Annotated in this window: 20 protein-coding genes; 8 read left to right on the forward strand and 12 right to left on the reverse strand. The window is 47.1% G+C overall.

The genetic code is table 11. From position 1 onward, the window contains the following. Positions 1–105: 105 nt before the first annotated feature. Together ABD031_RS07895 and ABD031_RS07900 are read right to left on the reverse strand one after the other, a co-directional pair. Complete coding sequence (locus tag ABD031_RS07895) at positions 106–1557, reverse strand: FISUMP domain-containing protein (RefSeq protein WP_343850105.1); 1452 nt, start codon at positions 1555–1557, stop codon at positions 106–108. Positions 1558–1560: 3 nt separating this feature from the next. Beyond that, the gene (locus ABD031_RS07900; protein ID WP_343850107.1) at positions 1561–1992 is read right to left on the reverse strand and encodes a hypothetical protein; all 432 of its coding nucleotides are present in this window, start codon (positions 1990–1992) and stop codon (positions 1561–1563) included. Positions 1993–2206: 214 nt separating this feature from the next. On the opposite strand from ABD031_RS07900, the gene miaB reads away from it, so the two are divergent. From miaB to secG, 5 genes are all read left to right on the forward strand, one after another. Then, positions 2207–3685: a tRNA (N6-isopentenyl adenosine(37)-C2)-methylthiotransferase MiaB gene (miaB, locus tag ABD031_RS07905; protein WP_343850109.1), complete on the forward strand. Its 1479-nt coding sequence runs from the start codon at positions 2207–2209 to the stop codon at positions 3683–3685. A gap of 61 nt (positions 3686–3746) precedes the next feature. Then, a complete protein-coding gene (locus tag ABD031_RS07910) occupies positions 3747–5027 on the forward strand; it encodes a sigma-54 interaction domain-containing protein (RefSeq protein ID WP_343850111.1) in 1281 nt (426 codons plus the stop codon). Further along, on the forward strand, positions 5014–5550 hold the full coding sequence (locus ABD031_RS07915; RefSeq protein WP_343850113.1) for an LptE family protein: 537 nt from the start codon (positions 5014–5016) through the stop codon (positions 5548–5550). Before ABD031_RS07910 ends, ABD031_RS07915 begins: the two co-directional genes overlap by 14 nt. 30 nt (positions 5551–5580) lie before the next feature. Then, positions 5581–6324, forward strand: a complete 744-nt coding sequence (locus tag ABD031_RS07920) for a hypothetical protein (protein WP_343850115.1) — start codon at positions 5581–5583, stop codon at positions 6322–6324. Between the two features lie 10 nt (positions 6325–6334). Next, on the forward strand, positions 6335–6694 hold the full coding sequence (gene secG, locus ABD031_RS07925; protein ID WP_343850117.1) for a preprotein translocase subunit SecG: 360 nt from the start codon (positions 6335–6337) through the stop codon (positions 6692–6694). A 46-nt stretch (positions 6695–6740) separates the two neighbouring features. Here secG and ABD031_RS07930 read toward each other — a convergent pair whose 3' ends face one another. Continuing rightward, complete coding sequence (locus ABD031_RS07930) at positions 6741–7448, reverse strand: hypothetical protein (protein WP_343850119.1); 708 nt, start codon at positions 7446–7448, stop codon at positions 6741–6743. Positions 7449–7681: 233 nt separating this feature from the next. Here ABD031_RS07930 and ABD031_RS07935 point away from each other — a divergent pair, with 233 nt between their 5' ends. The 3 genes from ABD031_RS07935 to ABD031_RS07945 all read left to right on the forward strand — a co-directional run bounded on the left by ABD031_RS07935 (position 7682) and on the right by ABD031_RS07945 (position 10187). Then, positions 7682–7960 (forward strand): co-chaperone GroES, encoded by a 279-nt coding sequence (locus ABD031_RS07935; RefSeq protein ID WP_026970168.1) that lies wholly within the window; start codon positions 7682–7684, stop codon positions 7958–7960. A gap of 40 nt (positions 7961–8000) precedes the next feature. Beyond that, complete coding sequence (groL, locus tag ABD031_RS07940; protein WP_343850123.1) at positions 8001–9629, forward strand: chaperonin GroEL; 1629 nt, start codon at positions 8001–8003, stop codon at positions 9627–9629. Positions 9630–9797: 168 nt separating this feature from the next. Further along, on the forward strand, positions 9798–10187 hold the full coding sequence (locus tag ABD031_RS07945) for a response regulator (protein WP_343850125.1): 390 nt from the start codon (positions 9798–9800) through the stop codon (positions 10185–10187). 204 nt (positions 10188–10391) lie between these two features. Here the strand turns inward: ABD031_RS07945 and ABD031_RS07950 are convergent, their stop codons facing one another. The 9 genes from ABD031_RS07950 to ABD031_RS07990 form a co-directional block, all read right to left on the reverse strand. Beyond that, a complete protein-coding gene (locus tag ABD031_RS07950) occupies positions 10392–11900 on the reverse strand; it encodes a S10 family peptidase (RefSeq protein ID WP_343850127.1) in 1509 nt (502 codons plus the stop codon). 248 nt (positions 11901–12148) lie between these two features. Then, positions 12149–13426: a metal-dependent hydrolase family protein gene (locus ABD031_RS07955; protein WP_343850129.1), complete on the reverse strand. Its 1278-nt coding sequence runs from the start codon at positions 13424–13426 to the stop codon at positions 12149–12151. 44 nt (positions 13427–13470) lie between these two features. Further along, on the reverse strand, positions 13471–13878 hold the full coding sequence (locus tag ABD031_RS07960; protein ID WP_343850131.1) for a GNAT family N-acetyltransferase: 408 nt from the start codon (positions 13876–13878) through the stop codon (positions 13471–13473). A 31-nt stretch (positions 13879–13909) separates the two neighbouring features. Next, on the reverse strand, positions 13910–14191 hold the full coding sequence (locus ABD031_RS07965; RefSeq protein WP_343850133.1) for a GNAT family N-acetyltransferase: 282 nt from the start codon (positions 14189–14191) through the stop codon (positions 13910–13912). Between the two features lie 136 nt (positions 14192–14327). Further along, complete coding sequence (locus ABD031_RS07970) at positions 14328–14747, reverse strand: VOC family protein (RefSeq protein ID WP_343850135.1); 420 nt, start codon at positions 14745–14747, stop codon at positions 14328–14330. An 11-nt stretch (positions 14748–14758) separates the two neighbouring features. Then, positions 14759–15484: a 3-deoxy-manno-octulosonate cytidylyltransferase gene (gene kdsB, locus ABD031_RS07975; protein WP_343850137.1), complete on the reverse strand. Its 726-nt coding sequence runs from the start codon at positions 15482–15484 to the stop codon at positions 14759–14761. 194 nt (positions 15485–15678) lie between these two features. Next, positions 15679–17637: a ligand-binding sensor domain-containing protein gene (locus ABD031_RS07980; RefSeq protein ID WP_343850139.1), complete on the reverse strand. Its 1959-nt coding sequence runs from the start codon at positions 17635–17637 to the stop codon at positions 15679–15681. Then, positions 17634–18704 carry a dihydrodipicolinate synthase family protein gene (locus ABD031_RS07985; protein WP_343850141.1) on the reverse strand — a complete coding sequence of 357 codons (1071 nt, stop codon included), beginning with the start codon at positions 18702–18704 and terminating at the stop codon, positions 17634–17636. The genes ABD031_RS07980 and ABD031_RS07985 overlap by 4 nt, the downstream gene beginning before the upstream one ends. Further along, positions 18704–19720, reverse strand: coding sequence for an NAD-dependent epimerase/dehydratase family protein (locus ABD031_RS07990; protein WP_343850143.1), 1017 nt, complete (start codon positions 19718–19720; stop codon positions 18704–18706). The genes ABD031_RS07985 and ABD031_RS07990 overlap by 1 nt, the downstream gene beginning before the upstream one ends. Between the last annotated feature and the right edge of the window lie 53 nt (positions 19721–19773).

Here is a 19773-nt window from a genome sequence, read left to right on the forward strand (position 1 = left end):
ATTCCCTTAGTTGGCCTAGGCCAACTAAGGGAATGGGTTGATACAAAGTTTAAACCCTAGACACAGTTTAATGAACTATCCCATAATAAGTTATTACAACCCTTATCAATCCTTGATGCAGCGGCATGAAAATCCGTCTCCCTTTATATTACCGTCTTTTCCCAATGAAGCTTTACTGCTTTCCAAATAATACCCAATTGCACTCAAATCATTAACTGAAGTAGAGCTCCACCAGCTACCCCAATACCCCCCATTACCAAAACCCTTATCTACCGTCCTGTCACCACCTGGAAGTGCAGAGAAATTTGACTCATTGGTTGCTCCGACATTTTCACCTTTCCAGATTGTCGTTGTTTTCATTTTACCTCCAGCGACGGCAGCGCCTCCTAAATAATCAGAAAGTATTTTCCACTCATTACTAGAGGGTATATGCCATCCTTCGGGACACAATTTAGTTTTATTTACAGCAAACCAATTGTATAGTTTTCCGAAGTCAGAATCGTTAGTAGCACTATTACTATAATAAGACCAAGCCGGCTTTTCGGTTGGCCTATTGTTATTCCATATCGCAGCCCAGACTTGCTGTGAGATGACTTGAGATATATCCCCCTCATAACGCAGGTTGTCCGCAAACCAAGTTTGATCACCGATCTTAACTGTTTTATAGACATTGCCATCACGCGGATCTGTGAAAGTCCCCAAGCAATTTTCATTTAGTTCTACTTGATTTCCGTTGGCAAGATAGCAAACATCAATCTCAGGTTCAGCAGCAATCCAGGCTACACCTATGGCCGTGGTATTTGCACCATTGGCAATGACTGCAAAGGCCTTATCAATAAAATTCCAATTCTTGACCATATACCCAAACCACTCTATATTAAGAAACCCATCCAAAGTGCAATTCTTTATCAGTCCCTCTACATTGGACATCGTGATGTTTCGAACCGTATATAAAATCTCCGAAATACTTGTGCTGCTGTTAAAATTGGTAGAGGAGTGTATCAAACCAATCAGATTGAATATTACAGTCTTCTTACAGCTTTGTTTTGGATCCAAAACTGGAATCAACGTTTGCAATAGATTATATGAAAACTGTCCAAGATTTTCATAGAATGCCTCATCGTGTTCAGCCCCGCTGGAAGACCCTGGTCGCCCGGTTCGATATTTAAAAGTGAAATTCCCTTCTCCTTCAACCAAAAATTGTTGATCTCCTGATTCGCTCACAATTTCACCTTTGCCACTTATTAGTTCCTGAATAGAAGCCGGAACGATTTTCAGTCCTTCCACTACCACCTTCCCAACCCGGTCTGAACCTTTGTAAATCCCGATAACGGTGGTTACCGCTGAGCCTTTATTGTTGAAAGTAAAATTATTCCCCGCTTTAAATGTATTGACAGGAAGTTCTTTTTCTTCGGCCGCCATCCTCGCCGATGCGGAACTAAAAAGCTCAACCAAAGCCGCTGCGATTCCAGTGTTGGTTTCGTCAAAAAGTGGCTTATTCAATTTAAGGTTTTTAAGTATTTCGGATTCTAAAAGAGCAAAAGCAGGGTCCGCCATAGCTTATGCTATAAAGGACTTTTTCCCTTCATCCGAAAGGGAAACAACTGCCGGAGTCATCATCACCATTGCAAGCGCAGTAGATCTGGGAGTGATATTGAAATCCGCAGCTCCTGGATAAAAATAGCCCATTAAGGCGACCTCAGAGTTCGAATATCTCGCAAAAAAAGCAGTATAAGTACCATCCAGATCCAGCCCAAATTCCCCCTCACTATACGGTGAAGCATCTGTGTTAGACATTACATTCATTACCTCGAGATCTTCCGATGACATTCCCTCCGGCAATAGGATCCTGCCTCGAATATCCTTTCCTTCAAAATATTTGTCATTTAGATTTTGTGGATTCTGGTCATCCCCTTCTTTGGAGTTGCATGATTGAAAAAATGCGGTTGAGAAAATGACAATGATGTATACGAGTGTAATTTTCTTCGTCACTTTCATATAGGTTTTTTAAAAGTTTAATTTTTAACCTACAACTAAAAGCGTTTAAAAAAAAATACAAGAAACACTTTTACTACTGAAACGATAGATCCAGTGTGAATTCAAAAAGTAATATTCGAAATCTTTGAAAAACTAAATCTCGAAACTCCCTGCCATTTTGTCCGCATTTTCGTAATTTCGCGATCCGAAAGAAGGAAAAAAGAAGTAAATGAATAATTTAATTGCAGACATTGACATCATCTCTGGGGAGGAAGCCCAGGCTTGCGATTTCAAAACCACGCCAGACGAAAACACCGGCAAGTCCAAAAAACTCTACATCGAGAGCTACGGCTGTCAGATGAACTTTGCGGACTCGGAGATCGTCGCCTCCATCATGAAGGATAACGGTTTTGACACGACCGCTGACTTTCAGCAAGCGGATGTGATCTTTTTGAATACCTGTTCGATCCGTGAAAAAGCAGAATTGACCGTCAGGAAGCGCCTGTCGGATTTCCAACGGGCGAAAAAAGCAAAACCAGAACTGACTATCGGAGTACTTGGCTGCATGGCAGAGCGGCTGAAGGAAAACCTGCTTGCCGAGGAAAAAATCGTGGACTTGGTCGTAGGGCCAGATGCCTATCGTGACCTTCCCAACCTGATCTCCGCCGCCGAAGAGGGTGAAAAAGGTGTCAACACCTTTCTTTCCCGTGAAGAGACCTACGCCGACATCGCACCCGTCCGGCTAAACTCCAATGGAGTCACGGCCTTCATCTCCATCATGCGTGGCTGTGACAACATGTGTTCGTTTTGCGTGGTGCCTTTCACACGAGGCAGAGAGAGAAGCCGCGATCCACACTCGATCGTAGCAGAAGCCCAGGATCTCTTTGCCAAAGGCTATAAGGAAGTCACACTTCTAGGCCAAAACGTGGACAGCTACAAGTGGTCGCCTGAGGAAAACAACAAAGCCCGACTCAACAAAAAGGAGGAAGAGGTGACTCACGTGGTGAACTTCGCCCACCTCCTGGAGATGGTCGCGCAGGTGAGCCCTTACTTGCGGGTTCGCTTTTCTACCTCCCATCCCAAGGACATTACGGATGAGGTTCTTCACACCATGAAGAAGTACGACAACATCTGCAAATACATCCACCTTCCAGTCCAAAGCGGCAACAGCCGAGTGCTGGAGCTGATGAACCGAACCTACGACCGTGAGTGGTACCTCAATCGCGTGAATGCCATTCGGGAAATCCTCGGCGAAGAATGCGGAATCTCATCCGACATGATCACGGGATTCTGTACCGAAACAGAGGAAGAGCATCAGGACACCTTGTCGCTGATGGACATCGTCAAGTACGATTTCTCCTACATGTTCTTCTATTCCGAGCGCCCGGGCACTTTGGCCGCAAAGAAATACGAAGACGATATCCCCCTCGAAACTAAGAAGAGAAGACTAGCTGAGGTAATCACCAAGCAAGCGCATCTTTCGTCAGAGCGAAATAAGCTTGACTTTGGCCAGGAGCAACTGATCCTGATTGAGGGAACAGCCAAGAAATCTGACCAGCAATTGAAAGGAAGGAATTCGGCCAACAAAGTCGTGATCATCCCGGCAGGGCATGCCAAAAAGGGTGATTACGTCCGGGTAAAAATCACCGAAGTATCCCAGGCGACGTTGTTTGGGGAGGTTTTGGAAGTAAATCCAATCCTGGTATGATGACCCCAAATTCATTGCTAGGGAAGCGAAGCAATCTATCTGTCGAAAAACCAAATTGGGTATGATCACTCCTCAGGAAATTCACAGCGTCAAGCAACGCTTTGGGATAATTGGATTTAGCCCTTTACTCAATCAGGCTATCTTGGTGGCCATGCAAGCGGCGCCGACCGATATGACGGTGCTGATCACCGGAGAAAGCGGGAGCGGCAAGGAAAGCTTCTCCAAGATCATCCACTCACTTTCCCTGCGAAAGCACGGCAAGTTTATCGCGATCAACTGCGGGGCGATCCCCGAAGGCACAATAGACTCGGAGCTATTTGGTCACGAGAAAGGCTCTTTCACCGGTGCGCACGAAGCCCGGAAAGGGTATTTTGAAGTCACCGATGGAGGTTCGATTTTCCTCGATGAAATCGGGGAAATGCCTTTGGGCACGCAAGCACGCCTGCTGCGGGTTTTGGAAAATGGCGAGTTTATCAAAGTGGGTTCCTCCAAAGTTCAAAAGACCAATGTCCGAGTCATCACGGCTACTAATGTCAACTTACTCAAGGCAGTCGAAAAAGGGAAGTTTCGCGAAGACCTCTATTACCGTCTGAATACCGTTCCAATATACGTTCCACCCTTGCGGGAACGAGGGGAAGATGTCGTGCTGCTTTTTCGCAAATTCACGGGAGATTTCTCCGAAAAGTACCACGTCAGGCCCATTAGCCTCGATCCAGATGCGCAGGCTGCATTGATGCGCTACGGATTCCCTGGCAATATCCGACAGCTCAAAAACATCGCAGAGCAAATCTCTCTTTTGGAGGAAAACAGAGAAGTCAATGCCCCGACGCTTGCGAAATATTTACCTGCTGAAACCTCCCGCCTGCCGATGGCATTGCCTTCCACGACCTCCGGTGAACAGCATGATTTCTCAGAGCGAGACCTCCTCTACAAAGTCCTTTTTGATATGAAAAAGGACATGAATGACTTGAAAAAACTCGTGCTCGAATCCTATCAAAACGGCGGAATCAACTCCACAATCATGCAAAAGCACCAAGGACTTTTTGAAGATTTGGATTCCGGATTTTCTCAAAAGGAAAACATGGACAGCGGTAGTTCTTTTCCATTGGTTTTGGAATCGCAGAAAAACACTTCCCTCAGCAACGACGAATACGAAGAGGAAGTGATTGAAGACATCATCCATGAGGAAGACGACAATTCCCTTTCATTGGAAAAAAAGGAAAGGGAGATGATCCTCAGAGCTTTGCGCAAGCATAATAACAAGAGAAAGTATGCAGCCGGTGACCTAGGAATCTCGGAGCGAACACTTTACCGCAAGATCAAACAATATGAAATTGAGTAGGCGCTTTTTCTCCTTTATAATCGTCGCTTTGCTAGGACTACAGGGATGCGCAGTGAAGTACAGCTTCACCGGCACCAATATCAATTACGAATTTGTAAAGACCTTCTCAGTAGAGAACTTCTTCAATGATTCAGGCGGAGGACCAGCCAACATGGAGCAGCGATTTACCGAAGCAATCAAAGAATACTACCAACGAAATACGCAGCTGGAGCTCGTTCGAAACAACGGAGACCTCCAGTTTTCTGGGGCAATTAGCCGATATTCGCTGACCCCTCAGGCGGCCGTCTCCAGTGGCGACCCCAACCTTCCCGACCGGGCTGGCCAAATGAGATTGACCATTACGGTCAATGTAGAATACATCAACCTCAGCAATGAAGAGGAAAGTAAAAATCAACCCTTTACTTTTTTCAAGGATTATGATCCCCGAAACGTCACTTTGCTCGATGTGGAAAATCAACTGGTGGAAGAAATATTTGAGGTGATCATCCAGGATATCTTCACAGCGACAGTTGCCAACTGGTAATTTTGCTAACTTGAAATCAAAACCCGGAACGTGAACGCAGCTCAATTCCTAGATTTAATTCAAAAAACCGATCACCTGGAAAGGGACGATCTACTCCAACTCACAAAGATTCAGGAGAATTTCCCTTATTTCCAGATTCCGCATGTACTGGCGGCTCGGCACGACTTTTTAAAAAACGGCCGAATAAAAAGTAATATTTTGGCTCAGGCAGCCATTACCAGTCCAGACCGAATTTGGCTGAAAACCTTGGTGGAAAGTCCGGCTACCCAGGATTTTCAACCCACGGAAACTCAAAAAGACCTGCTTCCTGAAAGTCCTGAAATAAAGAATTCAGAAAATCAAACCGAGGCCCCAAATAATCTGGATGAACAGCAGAACGGTACGGCAGCAAAGCCAGAGGGTATCGATACTGATAAATCGAAACTTAGACGGCGTCAACCACCAAAAGATGATCTGCTCGAAACCATCAAGCGAAAAGAAAAAAAGGCTATTCTGGATGCCAAGAAAAAAGAGCAAATTGACCTGATTAAGGCGTTTAGCAAAAAGGACATCAAACTGGCTACGATCAAGGAAATCGAGGCCAATCAAAATACCGAAAATCTGGCCGAAGCCAGCACTAAGCTCAATGAAAATCTCCTGTCGGAGACATTTGCCAGAATATTGATCAATCAAGGGAAAAAAGTCAAGGCCAAAGAAATATATGAGAAGCTGATTTTGAAGTTTCCCGAGAAAAGGGCTTACTTTGCGGACTTGATCGAAAAACTGAAGGAATAATTTAACAGATATGTTTACAGTATTGATTACTATTATTTTGATTTTGGCGGTGCTACTGATCCTGGTGATCCTAGGCCAAAACTCAAAAGGCGGAGCCGGAGCGGCTTTCGGAGGCAGTGCTTCTCAGATTATGGGCGTAACCAAGACCGGAAATGTACTGGAAAAAGCGACCTGGATTCTGGCAATTTCTATCTTAGCTTTGTCTTTGGCTTCTTCCGCTTTCTACACCAACAGCCAGCCAAACCAATTCTCCTCTCCTAACATTGAAAGTGCCAAACAGCAAGTAGTAGCGCCGGCATTCGGTGACGAAAGTTTGCTTCCAGCGGCAGAACCTGAGGCTACACCAGCTCCAGACTCTACAGGAAATTAATTTCAATTGAACCCAAGTGAAAAATCCCGCCAAAAGCGGGATTTTTTCATTTTATCTGCTGCAACACCAGCCGCTTGGAAATAGGTATAAGCGTCTCCTCGATCGGAAAGGTATGGTGACTATGCAGGCGCCACGTAGCGGGATTCGGAAGCTCCTTCACTTCGCGTATCAGTTGCATTTTTAGCTTTTCCAGCGTGTTGACCAGGGTTTTCTGGAATACTCCCATAAACCAAAAGGTAATACTTCGAAACTTTTCACCGGCGAGCTGAAGAAAATTGGACTTGTAGCGATAGGTATGTACATCACTGGCATTTTCCTGCGTCACTAGGATAAAACCTTCGCGATTGTAAATCGGCTGAATGCCCACCGGTTCAAACTCCACCTGCTCCTCTACAAAATCATAGATGGATTTACCCTCTTCGATCTGAGTTGCAAGCCGAGGCAAGGCATAGGCAGTGATTTGGGAGATTTCCTTCATGACCTCCCCGTCTTCGACCTTTTTCTCAAACTGGAGTTGTGCATTTTGAAAGTCTATGCCATTGAGTGCTTTTGGAAAGAGCTTGTTCAACTCCGTTTTTCCCGAGTTCAGCTCTTGCAATAGCCGATGATGGTCGATCAGGTCTGACAGCATGGGATACAATTTGACTGCCTGAAATTCCCGTTCAGCTTCCTGCAAGTAGGCAAGCAGTTGATATTTTTTGTATTCAAAATCGATCAATCCGTCGGTGATCCAATTTTTAGGCAATGTTCTCATAGGCTCAAAAGGTTTTAAGGTTTGTATCAAAATACGCAATTCTGACATTTTTTATCGAAGCAGGCGAAAATTTGACAGGTTTCAAGTGCCTTATTAAAAGCTAACGAGCGTTAGCCCGGCGATTTTTACAGCCGATTTGTCAGCCTTTCGCCATGAAACATCCCTTGGCACAGGAAGTGATAAGAGGGCTATAGCATTTTAATCTAAAAATTAACCTTAAACAATTTAATACTATGTCAAACGTGAACATCAAACCTCTTGCAGACCGAGTTTTGGTACAACCTGCTGCAGCGGAAGAGAAGACTGCTTCAGGACTTTATATCCCTGACACTGCTAAAGAAAAGCCTCAAAAAGGAACTGTCGTAGCAGTTGGAAACGGCAAAAAAGATGAGCCATTGACTGTGAAAGTGGGCGATACTGTTTTGTACGGAAAGTATTCCGGCACTGAACTGAGCGTAGAAGGCAAGGATTTCCTCATCATGAGAGAGTCTGACATCTTTGCGATCCTTTAATCAATCAAGCAAAATCAACAAACTGAAAATCTAAAATATCATGGCAAAACAATTGTATTTCGATACTGATGCTAGAGACCGTCTGAAAAAAGGCGTGGATGCATTGGCAGACGCAGTAAAAGTTACTTTGGGTCCTAAAGGCCGTAACGTCATCATTGACAAAAAATTCGGTGCTCCTACGATCACCAAAGATGGTGTATCCGTGGCAAAAGAAATCGAACTGTCAGAACCAATCGAAAACATGGGCGCTCAGCTCGTGAAAGAAGTGGCTTCCAAGACAGCTGACAATGCTGGTGACGGAACTACCACGGCAACGGTATTGGCTCAATCTATCTTCAACGTGGGCATTAAAAACGTAGCTGCCGGTGCGAACCCAATGGATCTGAAAAGAGGCATTGACAAGGCTGTCGCTGCCGTAGTTGCTAAACTGAAAGCAGACTCCAAGCAAATCTCCACTTCTAAGGAGATCGCTCAGGTAGCTACTGTATCCGCAAACAACGACGAAGAAATCGGTAATATGATCTCCGACGCGATGGACAAAGTCGGCAAAGACGGTGTCATCACGGTAGAGGAAGCAAAAGGCACTGAAACTGACGTGAAGACTGTAGAAGGTATGCAGTTTGACAGAGGTTATCTGTCTCCTTACTTCGTCACTAACACGGAGAAAATGGAAGCTGAACTGGACCAACCATACATCTTGATCTACGACAAGAAGATCTCTTCGATGAAGGAATTGCTTCCGGTATTGGAGCCAGTTGCTCAGTCTGGCAAGCCATTGTTGATCATCTCTGAAGATGTGGACGGTGAAGCGTTGGCTACTTTGGTAGTGAATAAGATCAGAGGCGCTTTGAAAGTAGCCGCGGTGAAAGCTCCAGGTTTCGGTGACAGAAGAAAAGCAATGTTGGAAGACATCGCGATCTTGACCGGCGGAACAGTAATCTCTGAAGAAAGAGGTTTCAAATTGGAAAATGCTACTACTGACATGTTGGGTAGAGCTGAGAAAATCAACATCGACAAGGACAACACCACTATCGTAAACGGTGCGGGTGATGCAGCCGCGATCAAAGGCAGAATCGCTGAGATCAAAGCTCAGATCGAAAAGACTACTTCTGACTACGACAAAGAAAAGCTTCAGGAAAGACTTGCCAAATTGTCTGGCGGAGTTGCGATTCTTTACATCGGTGCTGCCACTGAAGTAGAGATGAAAGAGAAGAAAGACCGTGTAGATGATGCATTGCACGCTACTAGAGCGGCCGTACAAGAAGGCGTAGTAGTAGGTGGTGGAGTGGCGTTGGTAAGAGCTGCCGACGCACTTGCTGACCTCAAAGGCGAAAACGAAGATCAGGATACAGGTATCAACATCATCCGCTTGGCGATCGAGTCTCCGCTGAGAACTATCGTAGCTAACGCTGGTGGTGAGCCATCAGTAGTGATCAACAAGATCAGAGAAAACTCTGGTAATTACGGTTACAATGCAAGAACAGATGTTTACGAAGATCTGTTTGCAGCAGGCGTCATCGATCCTACTAAAGTGACTCGATTGGCTCTTGAAAATGCCGCTTCTATTGCTGCATTGCTATTGACCACTGAGTGTGTGGTAGCTGATGTGAAAGAAGACGCTCCGGCTATGCCTCCTATGGGTGGCGGCGGAATGGGTGGCATGATGTAATTCATCACCCAGCTAATAGAAAGGAGGTCTTGAGGCCTCCTTTTTTATTTGCCTGATTTTGAGTAGTTGGAATGCGTCGAAAATAAAAAGGAAGTAAATCCTTTTATATGGCTAAGGAATAATTGTATTTTGGCATACTTACAACCTTAACGCCCGACAATCGATTTAATGGTTTACTTTGACGCTGTCTTTTTAGTGGATGACGACCCCATCAATAACCTCATCAACCGGCGCCTTTTAGCAAAAACAGGGATAAGCGATCGTGTCGAAGAATTTCTGGGAGGAGAAGATGCGCTTTTGAAAATCAGTGAGCTGAACCCTAATCACAGCCTGATCATTTTTTTAGACATCAACATGCCGGTTTTGAACGGCTGGGAGTTTTTAAACAAATACATGAAAGTCTATCCAGACCGAAATGACAAAATCGTAATTCTTTCCAGCTCCATAGATTTCCAAGACAGGCAAAAAGCCGATGAATACGCTATAGTCTCGGGTTTTCTGGAAAAGCCGCTAACACTGGACAAAATCCACAGTCAGCTCGAAAAATACAGCCAATAGCTCTCTGTTGATCACCGAGTCATGCCGAGTTCTGGCAGCGAAGTTTTCTCCTCTAGGCAACCGTTTCATTAAGCGAAAAATAAAGCTCGCAAGTCTGGTGAGCCTTCAATTCATTTTCAGAACTAAAGGCAAGAAAAATCCAGCATCCCAGCAACCTGCCGTTAAATGCGGTAAGTCTATCAGCTGAGATGCAGGTTTTATGTACTATTTCCTTAAGGTGTCTTCTATGAATTTTTTTAAGTCCTCCCGAAACAGCTTTGCCGAAGGAAGGTGCGTGTACATCATATGTCCAGCTTCGTAATAGGTCATGATGATGCGATCTGTAGCAGACTTGGGCAGGTCGATATGGGAGATCGAATGCTCAACCCCATAGAACACCGTCGCTAAATCGTAGTAACCGTTCATGATCAAAACCTTTACATTCGGATCTTTACTCAAGGCATCGGTCATATCCGGCACAGTAGTCACAGCCGCGTCTGCCCCCCAAAAATTGTTTCCTTGATGCTTCCAGTCCCATTTGAAGCCTTCTTTGGAATAAGCTGAGGTTGCGTACAACAAGTCCTTGCTCACTCCCAAACTTCCATGGAAGTAGTCCAGAAACCCCATAGTATAGGCGGACGAGATCGCGTCGCTTTGCGGATCTGTAAAGGACTGCATTGACATGGGATCGAGGTTGATTCCTTTGTATCTGGAATCGAGACGACCCACCGTCTCGCCTGTAGACCGGAGCAATTCCTGAAAATATTCCCCCGCATTGATCTTCAGATCAGCTCTCTTCCAAATTTCCGTAGAAATCCCGGTGTAGTCTTCCAATTTCTGCGCGACTGCCTCTTCCTCTGCTTCGGAGATTCGATTTCCCTTGAACAGGGCCGGAGCGTACTCGTTTTCGGTGAAAGTCCTCATCTCTTGGACAAAAGAAGGCAAGTCTGCTCCTTTATTGGCAACCTTGTCATGGTACCAGCTAGTGGCGGCCATCGTGGGGAGGTAGGCGATGTAGGACATATCTTCATTGGGAGCGAAAAACAAGGTGCGAAGGTCGAGTACCGCCGACACCATGATGACTCCATTTAGTGCATATCCCCGGTCTAGGAGATAGCTCATCACGCCGGCATTTCGGAACGTTCCATAGCTTTCGCCAAGGATGTACTTTGGAGAATTTAGTCGGTTATGAGTTTTCAAAAACTGCATGACAAACAAACTGACGCTTCGGATGTCTTGATCCACTCCCCAGAAATCAGCGCCCTTGGACTCTCCTATTGGCACACTTAATCCTGTGCCCACAGGATCCATCATTACGACATCTGCCACATCCAAGATGGAGTACTCGTTGTTTACCAACTCATACGGAGCAGCCTGATTGTAGTTGGGATCGTCCACCACGATCCGCTTTGGCCCCATGATCCCCATGTGCAGCCAATAAGAGGATGAGCCAGGACCGCCGTTGAAAGCAAAAACAATCGGCCTGTTTTTCTCTGAATTCTCCTTGAAGTACGCCGTGAAACCAAAAAGTGCAATAGGCTTATTGTTTTCATCGCGCAGCTCCATCGTACCGGCTTTCGCATTGAGGTTGATCACTTTCCCGTCGATCGTGACGGATTGCTTGGATTCAAATACCTGCGCGATAGGCTGTGGAGCCTGAGGAGTTTCTTTGTTTTCTTGTGCCAAAGAAAAAGTCCCCAAGAATAAGAAGACAAGTAAAAATCTGATTTTCATAATGCTTTGAATGTTAGTAGGTTCGGAAGTTGGAAGTCGGGAGTTAATTTCCCAATGTTCAAATTCATTATTTAATTTTCAAGGTTTTGGTACTTGAGCATTGAGCAATGATTATTTGATAGTTGTTCAATTCTGGATTTAATGCTGCTTTGGAGTTTAGGAGGCTCGAAAGTCGGAAGTTAAATTTTCAAGGTTCAAACTCAATGTTCAACTTTCAAGAATTTTGGTACGTGAGCAATGACAATTCCTCATTGTTTATATACTTTTCCCTCTTTCATCACAAAGGTCACATCCTTCATGACTTTGATGTCCTCGTCGGGATTCCCGGATACTGCGATGATATCGGCGATTTTACCTACTTCGATGGTTCCGAGTTTTGCCTCGATACCCAGCAGCTGCGCGGCGTTGAGCGTGGCGGATTGGATAGCTTCCAGATTGGGCATCCCGACTTCGGTCATATAGAGAAACTCCCGGTAATTTTCGCCGTGCGGAAAAACGCCGGCATCCGTTCCGAAGGCTATCTTGACCCCTCTTTTATAAGCTTTCCCAAAAGTCTCCTGAATCTGAGCACCGATGTTCATGGCTTTGTCTCTGACTACTGGAGGGTAATAACCCGGAATTTTAGCGTATTCGGCAGCCGACATTCCAGCTGTCACTGTAGGCACATACCAAGTGCCAGCAGCAATCATCATATCCATGGTTTCCTCGGTCATCATAGTTCCGTGTTCTATCGAATGAATTCCGGCCTTCACGGCTCGTTTCATCCCCTCATCTCCATGGGCATGTGCAGCCACCGTGATACCAAAGTCCTTCGCAGTCCGTACCACCGCATCCAACTCATCCTGCTGAAACTGCGGTGCCGAGCCATCACGGGCCACCGATAAGACCCCACCGGTTGCAGTCACCTTGATGAGATCTGAGCCATATTTGACAGCCTGACGGACGGCCTTCCGAGCGTCGTCATCTCCATTGATCACCCCTTCATCAGGGCCAGGATCACGCATCAGGTCGCGCCTTACGCCATTGGTAGGGTCTGCATGACCGCCCGTCGGAGCAATGGATTTTCCGGCAGTATAAATCCTTGGTCCAAGGACCAAACCGCTGTTGATGGCATTTCGGAGGGCGATATTGACGCCAGATCCACCCAGATCACGAACCGTGGTAAAACCGGACATCAAAGTAATATGGGCGTAGGGAAGTGCTTTGTATGCAACGTCAGCTTCGTTGTCACGAAACCCATCCACGTATCTAGTGGGGCTGGTTTGACTCTCGATGTGCACGTGCATATCCATCAATCCCGGCATTACGGTCGCATTTTTTAAATCTATTGCAGTGTCACCAGTACCGCTATTTTGATACCCGGCTGACACCGAAAGGATTTTATCTCCTTCGACCACAATGGTCTGCTCAGTCAGGACTTTCTTGGATTTCACATCAATCAGGCGACCTGCATGGATGTAGGTTTTCTGCGCAAATGCAGTAAAGGATAGCATCAGGACAACGCCTGAGAGCAAAATCTTCTTCATAGGGTATTTGATTGGTGGTTGATACCCTCAAGATAAAAGATTAATCAGAAAAGTGGCTCTCCGGGCCGCAGCTGATAGCACCGCACATGGGTTTTGAACCCGAGCTTTTGGTAAAAAGCTTCAGCATCCTCCGCTGCAAACAAAATCAGCCGGGCATCCGGCTCCAAGTCGCGGGTGAATTGAAGCATTTTTCTGCCAATACCTTTTCCTTGGTGGGCTTTGGCGACCGCCAAATCAGCAATAAAACAACGGTAGCAGTGATCAGAAAGTCCTCTGAGAAACCCGACCAATTGCCCGTCTTGTCGCGCTGTCACCAGCAGGTTTGAGCCGACAAGCATACGCTTTAGATGATCGGGATCGTTCATGGGTCTCCGCTTCCCAAGTCCGGAGTCCTGAAGGATAAAAACAAATTCCTCCAGCGTAACGGCCTGCTCTGCCTGAATCCTGATCATAGGTTGATAGGGTTTGAAACTAAATTCAAATTCAGTTTAACACATCTTGCAAATCCTTCCTTTTTTTGAATGTAGCGTTTGCAAAAGGACAGAGCGGAATGACTTTGATTTCTTCTTTTCTGGCAAAGTCCACCAGCGCCTCCAATAATTTCGCACCGACTCCCTGTCCTTTCAGGCTTTCGTCCACTTCGGTATGTTCGATGATCATCTTCTTTGGCCCCGCCATCACGTAGACCATTTCTGCCAGCGGATTGGTGGCTTCTCCGAAAAAGAAAGATCCGCGGTGGCCGTCTGATTGATGCTGGATATTCATGGGAAAAGTAAAGGGTTGAAAATTAGTTGTTAATCGTTCGCAGACAGCAGTCTCACCATCATTTGGTTCTTGATACTCAGTTCTTGATTCTTTGACTATGCCTGAAAATGGTTGTCACTTGATACTTATTTCAATATCAACTTCTCGTTCTGCCTTCGACAATTCCGTCGTAGACGTCATCGACAGGCTCCCAAAGTTCAATAGCGTGTCCGTCGGGATCCAGGATATGAACAAACTTCCCGTAGTCGTAGACAGCTATTTCATCTAAGACTGTGACACCTTCTGCCTTCAACTCCTCCACCAATTCGACCAGATTTTCCACCCGATAGTTAACCATAAAATCCTTTTCAGAAGGCTTAAAATAGTCCGTATCATCCTTCATCGGAGACCATTGAGAAAAACCCATTTTCTCCGGATTCTCACTGCTTCTCCATTCAAAGGTAGTTCCATACGCATCCGTATTCAGTCCCAGGTGTTGCTGATACCAGGATTTAGTCGCATTGGGATCTTTTACCTTAAAAAAAATCCCTCCAATTCCAGTGACTCGTTTCTTCATAGTTCAGGCAGTTACAAAATACTCTTCAGGAAATTCCTTGCTCGGTCAAGATCCTCTTTGGTATCGATGGCAATGGCTTGGTGTTCAGTCTCCACCATCTTAATCTTCACCCCGCGCTCTATCAGCCGCAGTTGCTCGAGCATCTCGATCTGCTCCAGACGGCCTTTGGGCCAGGACGTAAACTCCAGCAAAAGTTCTCTGGTATAGGCGTAAACGCCGACATGCTTCCAATAAAATATATCTTCTGTCCGCTCTCTATTGAAAGGAATCGGAGACCTGGAAAAGTAGATCGCGTGCATTTTGTCATCCAAAACCACCTTAACGGTGTTCGGATTATAAGCTTCATCTTCCGAAATCCTACACATGAGCGAAGCCATCTTCACCTTGGGTTTGTCAAAAACTGCCACCAAATCCTGCAATGACTCGGGATCCTGAAACGGCTCGTCGCCCTGAACGTTGACAATCAAATCGGCATCTACAGCCTCCAGTGCCTCGGCGATTCGATCCGAACCACTCTGATGGATTTTCTTGCTCATGAACACATTGCCGCCCAAATCCAAGATTTGCTTCTCGATCTCTTTGTGATCCGTCACCACCCACACTTCATCAAAAACCCCGGTAGCCACCGAACTGACATAGGTCCGTTGAATCACCGAAATACCCCCGAGATCCTGAACCAATTTGGCTGGCAAACGAGTCGATGCATACCGGGCTGGGATGAGTGCTGCTGTTTTCATTGGTTTGGGTTTACTAGGATAAAAACAATATGAACTAAGCTCAACAAACCAAATATATAGAAAATCGGGAATCGGAAACAGAAAGTACCCGCCACAGGACTGATCAATCCCTTGACGGGTACCTAAGTTGCGAGGACTCACCGCTGTTTGATACGAATCCAGAAAAAATTAGTAGCTATGCTTCAACTGCCAGTTTAAGGCTGGTAGGACCACAACTCTGTGCCCCTTTTAAAGTAAAGTTTACCGTCCTTGCCCATGATTAACAGCGCCGCATCCTTGGTCAGTTGAGTGAGTTCAAGTGTATTCGGATCTAATTTAAAAAGCTTTTCCCAGTCGCTCCCATAGATATTGCCATCGGGATGCAGCACCAGAAATGCGCTTCTCCAGATGTGGCTCTTAAATGCCGGAAAATCGTAGAGTTTGGTCGCTGACAGTACTTTTCTCTTCACCGGATCAAAAATAAACAGCGTTCCATCACCCATTCCCCAAATGTTGCCATCCGGTCCTTTGATCATGCCGGTCAGCGCCGAGGCACCTGGCACAGGAACGGTGTCGAACAAAGTCTCTCCAGTCGCCGGATCCCAGCCAAACAAGACTGCCTCTTTGGTCTCCGGTGCTTTTCCCAAGCCGCCCGAGATGGTCGTGCCGCCCAGCACGTAATTCTCGGTATAGATCAGGGACGCGATCGACTGCTTGGCCACCGGGCTATCAAAGAACTTCAATTCCTCTTTTGCCAAATCATACGTGGCCATCGCCCCACCGAGTTTGCCGTATTCAGGAATCATCCCAAAGACCATTAGCCTTCGCTCGGGGATGCTCACCTGCGCAAAGGAGCGACTTTGTCCCTCGGTCTGCCCGAGAAACTTGGGATTGCCCTCTTTCGGTTTCCACTCCTGTTTCGTGTCAAAAACATAGAATTTTCCCTTGGGATAGACCCCGAAAAAGAGTTGATCCCCCTGCACGGTCATCGCCTCGGTCTGATCCAATCCCGGCAAGAAGGTATGGGTCGCCGTCGCGGGATCAAAAGTAGCGTTGCCTCCGGCCAAATAGCCACCCGACCAGATTTTGCCATCCGGAGCTGTGAGCAAGGAATGAATGGGAATCGGTTGAGCAGGAATTTTAAGTTTCGTTTTTTCCAATGAATTATCCGATGGATCAAAGGCGAAAAGGTTTGCGCCCGAAGTAAGGAAGTAAACCTGCCCATCCTCGGCTATCTTAAATGCATTGGCAGTCCCGACCTCTTCGCCGAACACTTGAGAAGTAGTTTCGTTTTCAGCTGGATCAAAAGATCTTAAAGTTGACTTCGAAGTGTAATAAACCGCCTTTCCGTCCTGATCCCCTGCAATCGCCCGCATGTCCATCCCCTCGATCTCCTGCTCAAACCCACGGGTTTTCAAATTGTATACCAGGGTAATACTTCCGTTGGTGATCAGGGCGAACAGGCGATCATTCCCGTCTTTTCCCGGCACGATCTCCAGGCCATAGACGAACTCATAGTTCTTGAATTTTTCGGGCAAAATTTCCGTCTTTGCCCCCGTTTTGGGATCGATCTCAATCAGATGAGCCTGGGAACCTACTCCAGCATAGAGCATTCCGGTCTTGGGATAAAAGGCCAAGCTCCGCACGTAGTTTTCTTTCTCCACCAAAGCGCCTCTCCCGACATCCGAAAAGCCGTCCTTGGGATGGTATCTGAAAACCCTGCAACCTGGATAGGTCGCTCCGAAAACCTCTCCCGCTTCACCCGGAGTCAAACTCCACAGGTAAGTTTCTCCCTCCAACGCCACGCCCAGATCGGTGACCTCCTGCGTTCCGGGCGTATGAGCAAATAGACTTCCGTTTGCACCAGGAGCGTAGAGCGTCCCATCGCTGGACTGTGCCAGGTCCCAAGCGCCATCCGCTTTGGGAAGCGCCCTGTCCAGGATCAATTCTTTGGTCTTGATATCGTAGCCCAGTAGGTGAGCCGGTTCACCCCGCACCACCGTGTAAACCAAATCGTTTCCGTTTTTATCCTTGGCAAAGACACTTCCCTGAATCATAGATGCAAACAGCTGCGGACCGTGATTGGTGAATCGGGTCGTGTCTGATTGCGCTAAACCTGGTAAAGAGAAAAGACAAATTAAGAGATAGACTATAAGCGATTTAAAAATTTTCATTTTTTGGATTTTTCTTGGTTCAAAAACTCGGCGACAAAAGCATCGTCATGGAGATGGGGATAGGCCCGATGCACCCGGCTGATTTCGTCCGACTGTCCAGGAGATAATACTTCCTTCTGATTCAGACACCAGATACCCTCGAGCAAGCCTTGTCTTCTCAGCATCTCATGCATTCCGGGGATACAGCCGTGAAAATGGTGCGCGGGGTCAAACATGGCTGCATTCACATCCGTCACTTCTATCCCCTTGGTCAAAAGCCTCGACCAATCGGCCGCCGTGCCTTCCTTTTTGCAGGCTTTGATCTCGGCCAAAAGCTCCACCGCCTTTTGCGTATAGACCGCCCAGTGTCCCAGCAGGCCACCCACAAACTCTTTTTGGAAGATTTTCCCCTCCACTTCAAACCGGTAGGTCGTCAGCAGGTCGGCGACGATGTTGTCATCGTTTCCGGTGTACATGGCGATGGCCTCCCGGCGGCTGCTTTGCGCTACAGCGCGCATCACATCCAAGGTCTGATAGCGGTTGAACGAGGCACATTTGATTGCCTCGACGTTGTCGATTTCCGCAAATTCCTTCCAGAATTCGTAGGAAAAAATCCTCCCCCCGACGGAGGGCTGGAGATAAAACCCAAAGACCGGAATGATCGCCGCCACAGCCCCGACCCGCTCCAAAATCTCCGGCTCGGACCAATCCTGCAATCCTCCCATGCTCAGCAAACCCATGTCGTAGCCGTAGTCCGCTGCCAGCTTGGCTTCTTTTTCGGCCTGGTCCGTAGGGCCACAGATACCTGCGACCTTCAGAAATGGCCGATCCAAATCCGCCGCTGCGATCTCCTCAGCAGCCCACTTCAGGACCGTCTCATAGAGATCGACCCCCGAATCGCGGATCTCAAACTGGGTCGAATGAACCCCAATAGCAATGCCTCCGGCACCGCTGGCCATGTAGTAGCGGCTGAGTTGTCTCTGTCTGGCTTCGTCGATCGTGCGGTCAGCCTTGAGTGCGAGGGGATGTGCCGGAATCACCGTGCCTGCATGGAGGTGGTACCTCAATTCGTTGCTTAGCTGCTTCATCAGAATTTCCCTCCTCTCTCCTGAAAATGGGTCGACTTGCCAAACTCGTCACCTCCATGGGACAGCCAAGTCGCCGTGATATCGATGATCTCCCGCACGGTCACCCGCGGGTAGCCAAAGATCCGGTGGCACTCCGAAGCGTTGTTTAGCAGTGCCGTGCCTGTAGGTTCATGGATGAATTTGGGTTCGATGCCGAAAATCCTTCCAAACTGGTTCGCAATCCACCTCACGGAAAGAATCTCCGGGCCAGTTACATTCAGGATCTTGGCCGGCGACTCGCAATGGAGCAGTGAGCGGATGGCAATCTCATTGGCGTCCCCCTGCCATATCACGTTGACGTTTTCGGTTCGGAGATCGATCTCTTTCCCACCCAAAACCGATTTTGCAATTTCCAGCATGACCCCGTAGCGGAAGTCCACCGCATAATTGAGGCGATAGATCAGCGTGGGCGTTTGGTTCCTTTTGGAGAAATATTCAAAGATCCGCTCCCGACCTAGACAGGACTGGGCGTATTCGCCGAGCGGCTCTGGCGCAGTCTCTTCAGATGGTCCGCCCGAAGTCACGGGCACAAAAGGAAGGACGTTGCCCGAGGAAAAAGCGACGATCTTAGAATCCTTGTACTTTTCTGCCACACGTCCCGGCAGGTAGGCATTCATCGCCCAGGTAAAACTTTCATTTCCGGTGGTCCCAAACTTGTTTCCAGCCAGATAAATCACATTTTCCACCTCTGGCAAGGCCTGCAGTTCCGAATCGTTGAGCAAGTCGCAGGAGAGGGTCGTGATCCCTGCCGCTTCCAGCTCAGCCTTTGCTTTGGCATCCGAAAAACGCGAGACTCCGATAACCTTCTTGTCCACTCCGGCAGCTTTTGCGGCAGCTACCGCCAGCTTGGCCATACTCGGCCCCATCTTACCTCCGACTCCCAGCAGCAGGATATCGCCCTCGATCTTGGCCATATCTGCAATCAGCGCCGGTGACGGTACTGAGAGTTCTTGCTCTAATTGAAATAAATCTTTCATAGGATTATAATTTTTCACAAATGCTTCTTATTCTAATCGATTTGAATACGTCG

This window comes from Algoriphagus jejuensis (assembly GCF_039523455.1).
GTDB lineage: Bacteria > Bacteroidota > Bacteroidia > Cytophagales > Cyclobacteriaceae > Algoriphagus > Algoriphagus jejuensis.

Coding starts and splice junctions, on each gene's coding strand:
- ABD031_RS07990 (WP_343850143.1), bottom strand. CDS start 19,720: ATGAAAGATTTATTTCAATTAGAGCAAGAACTCTCAGTACCGTCACCG.
- ABD031_RS07915 (WP_343850113.1), top strand. CDS start 5,014: ATGAAATTGAGTAGGCGCTTTTTCTCCTTTATAATCGTCGCTTTGCTA.
- ABD031_RS07930 (WP_343850119.1), bottom strand. CDS start 7,448: ATGAGAACATTGCCTAAAAATTGGATCACCGACGGATTGATCGATTTT.
- ABD031_RS07985 (WP_343850141.1), bottom strand. CDS start 18,704: ATGAAGCAGCTAAGCAACGAATTGAGGTACCACCTCCATGCAGGCACG.
- kdsB (WP_343850137.1), bottom strand. CDS start 15,484: ATGAAAACAGCAGCACTCATCCCAGCCCGGTATGCATCGACTCGTTTG.
- ABD031_RS07895 (WP_343850105.1), bottom strand. CDS start 1,557: ATGGCGGACCCTGCTTTTGCTCTTTTAGAATCCGAAATACTTAAAAAC.
- groL (WP_343850123.1), top strand. CDS start 8,001: ATGGCAAAACAATTGTATTTCGATACTGATGCTAGAGACCGTCTGAAA.
- ABD031_RS07945 (WP_343850125.1), top strand. CDS start 9,798: ATGGTTTACTTTGACGCTGTCTTTTTAGTGGATGACGACCCCATCAAT.
- ABD031_RS07935 (WP_026970168.1), top strand. CDS start 7,682: ATGTCAAACGTGAACATCAAACCTCTTGCAGACCGAGTTTTGGTACAA.
- miaB (WP_343850109.1), top strand. CDS start 2,207: ATGAATAATTTAATTGCAGACATTGACATCATCTCTGGGGAGGAAGCC.
- ABD031_RS07960 (WP_343850131.1), bottom strand. CDS start 13,878: ATGATCAGGATTCAGGCAGAGCAGGCCGTTACGCTGGAGGAATTTGTT.
- ABD031_RS07910 (WP_343850111.1), top strand. CDS start 3,747: ATGATCACTCCTCAGGAAATTCACAGCGTCAAGCAACGCTTTGGGATA.
- ABD031_RS07955 (WP_343850129.1), bottom strand. CDS start 13,426: ATGAAGAAGATTTTGCTCTCAGGCGTTGTCCTGATGCTATCCTTTACT.
- ABD031_RS07950 (WP_343850127.1), bottom strand. CDS start 11,900: ATGAAAATCAGATTTTTACTTGTCTTCTTATTCTTGGGGACTTTTTCT.
- ABD031_RS07970 (WP_343850135.1), bottom strand. CDS start 14,747: ATGAAGAAACGAGTCACTGGAATTGGAGGGATTTTTTTTAAGGTAAAA.
- ABD031_RS07980 (WP_343850139.1), bottom strand. CDS start 17,637: ATGAAAATTTTTAAATCGCTTATAGTCTATCTCTTAATTTGTCTTTTC.
- secG (WP_343850117.1), top strand. CDS start 6,335: ATGTTTACAGTATTGATTACTATTATTTTGATTTTGGCGGTGCTACTG.
- ABD031_RS07965 (WP_343850133.1), bottom strand. CDS start 14,191: ATGAATATCCAGCATCAATCAGACGGCCACCGCGGATCTTTCTTTTTC.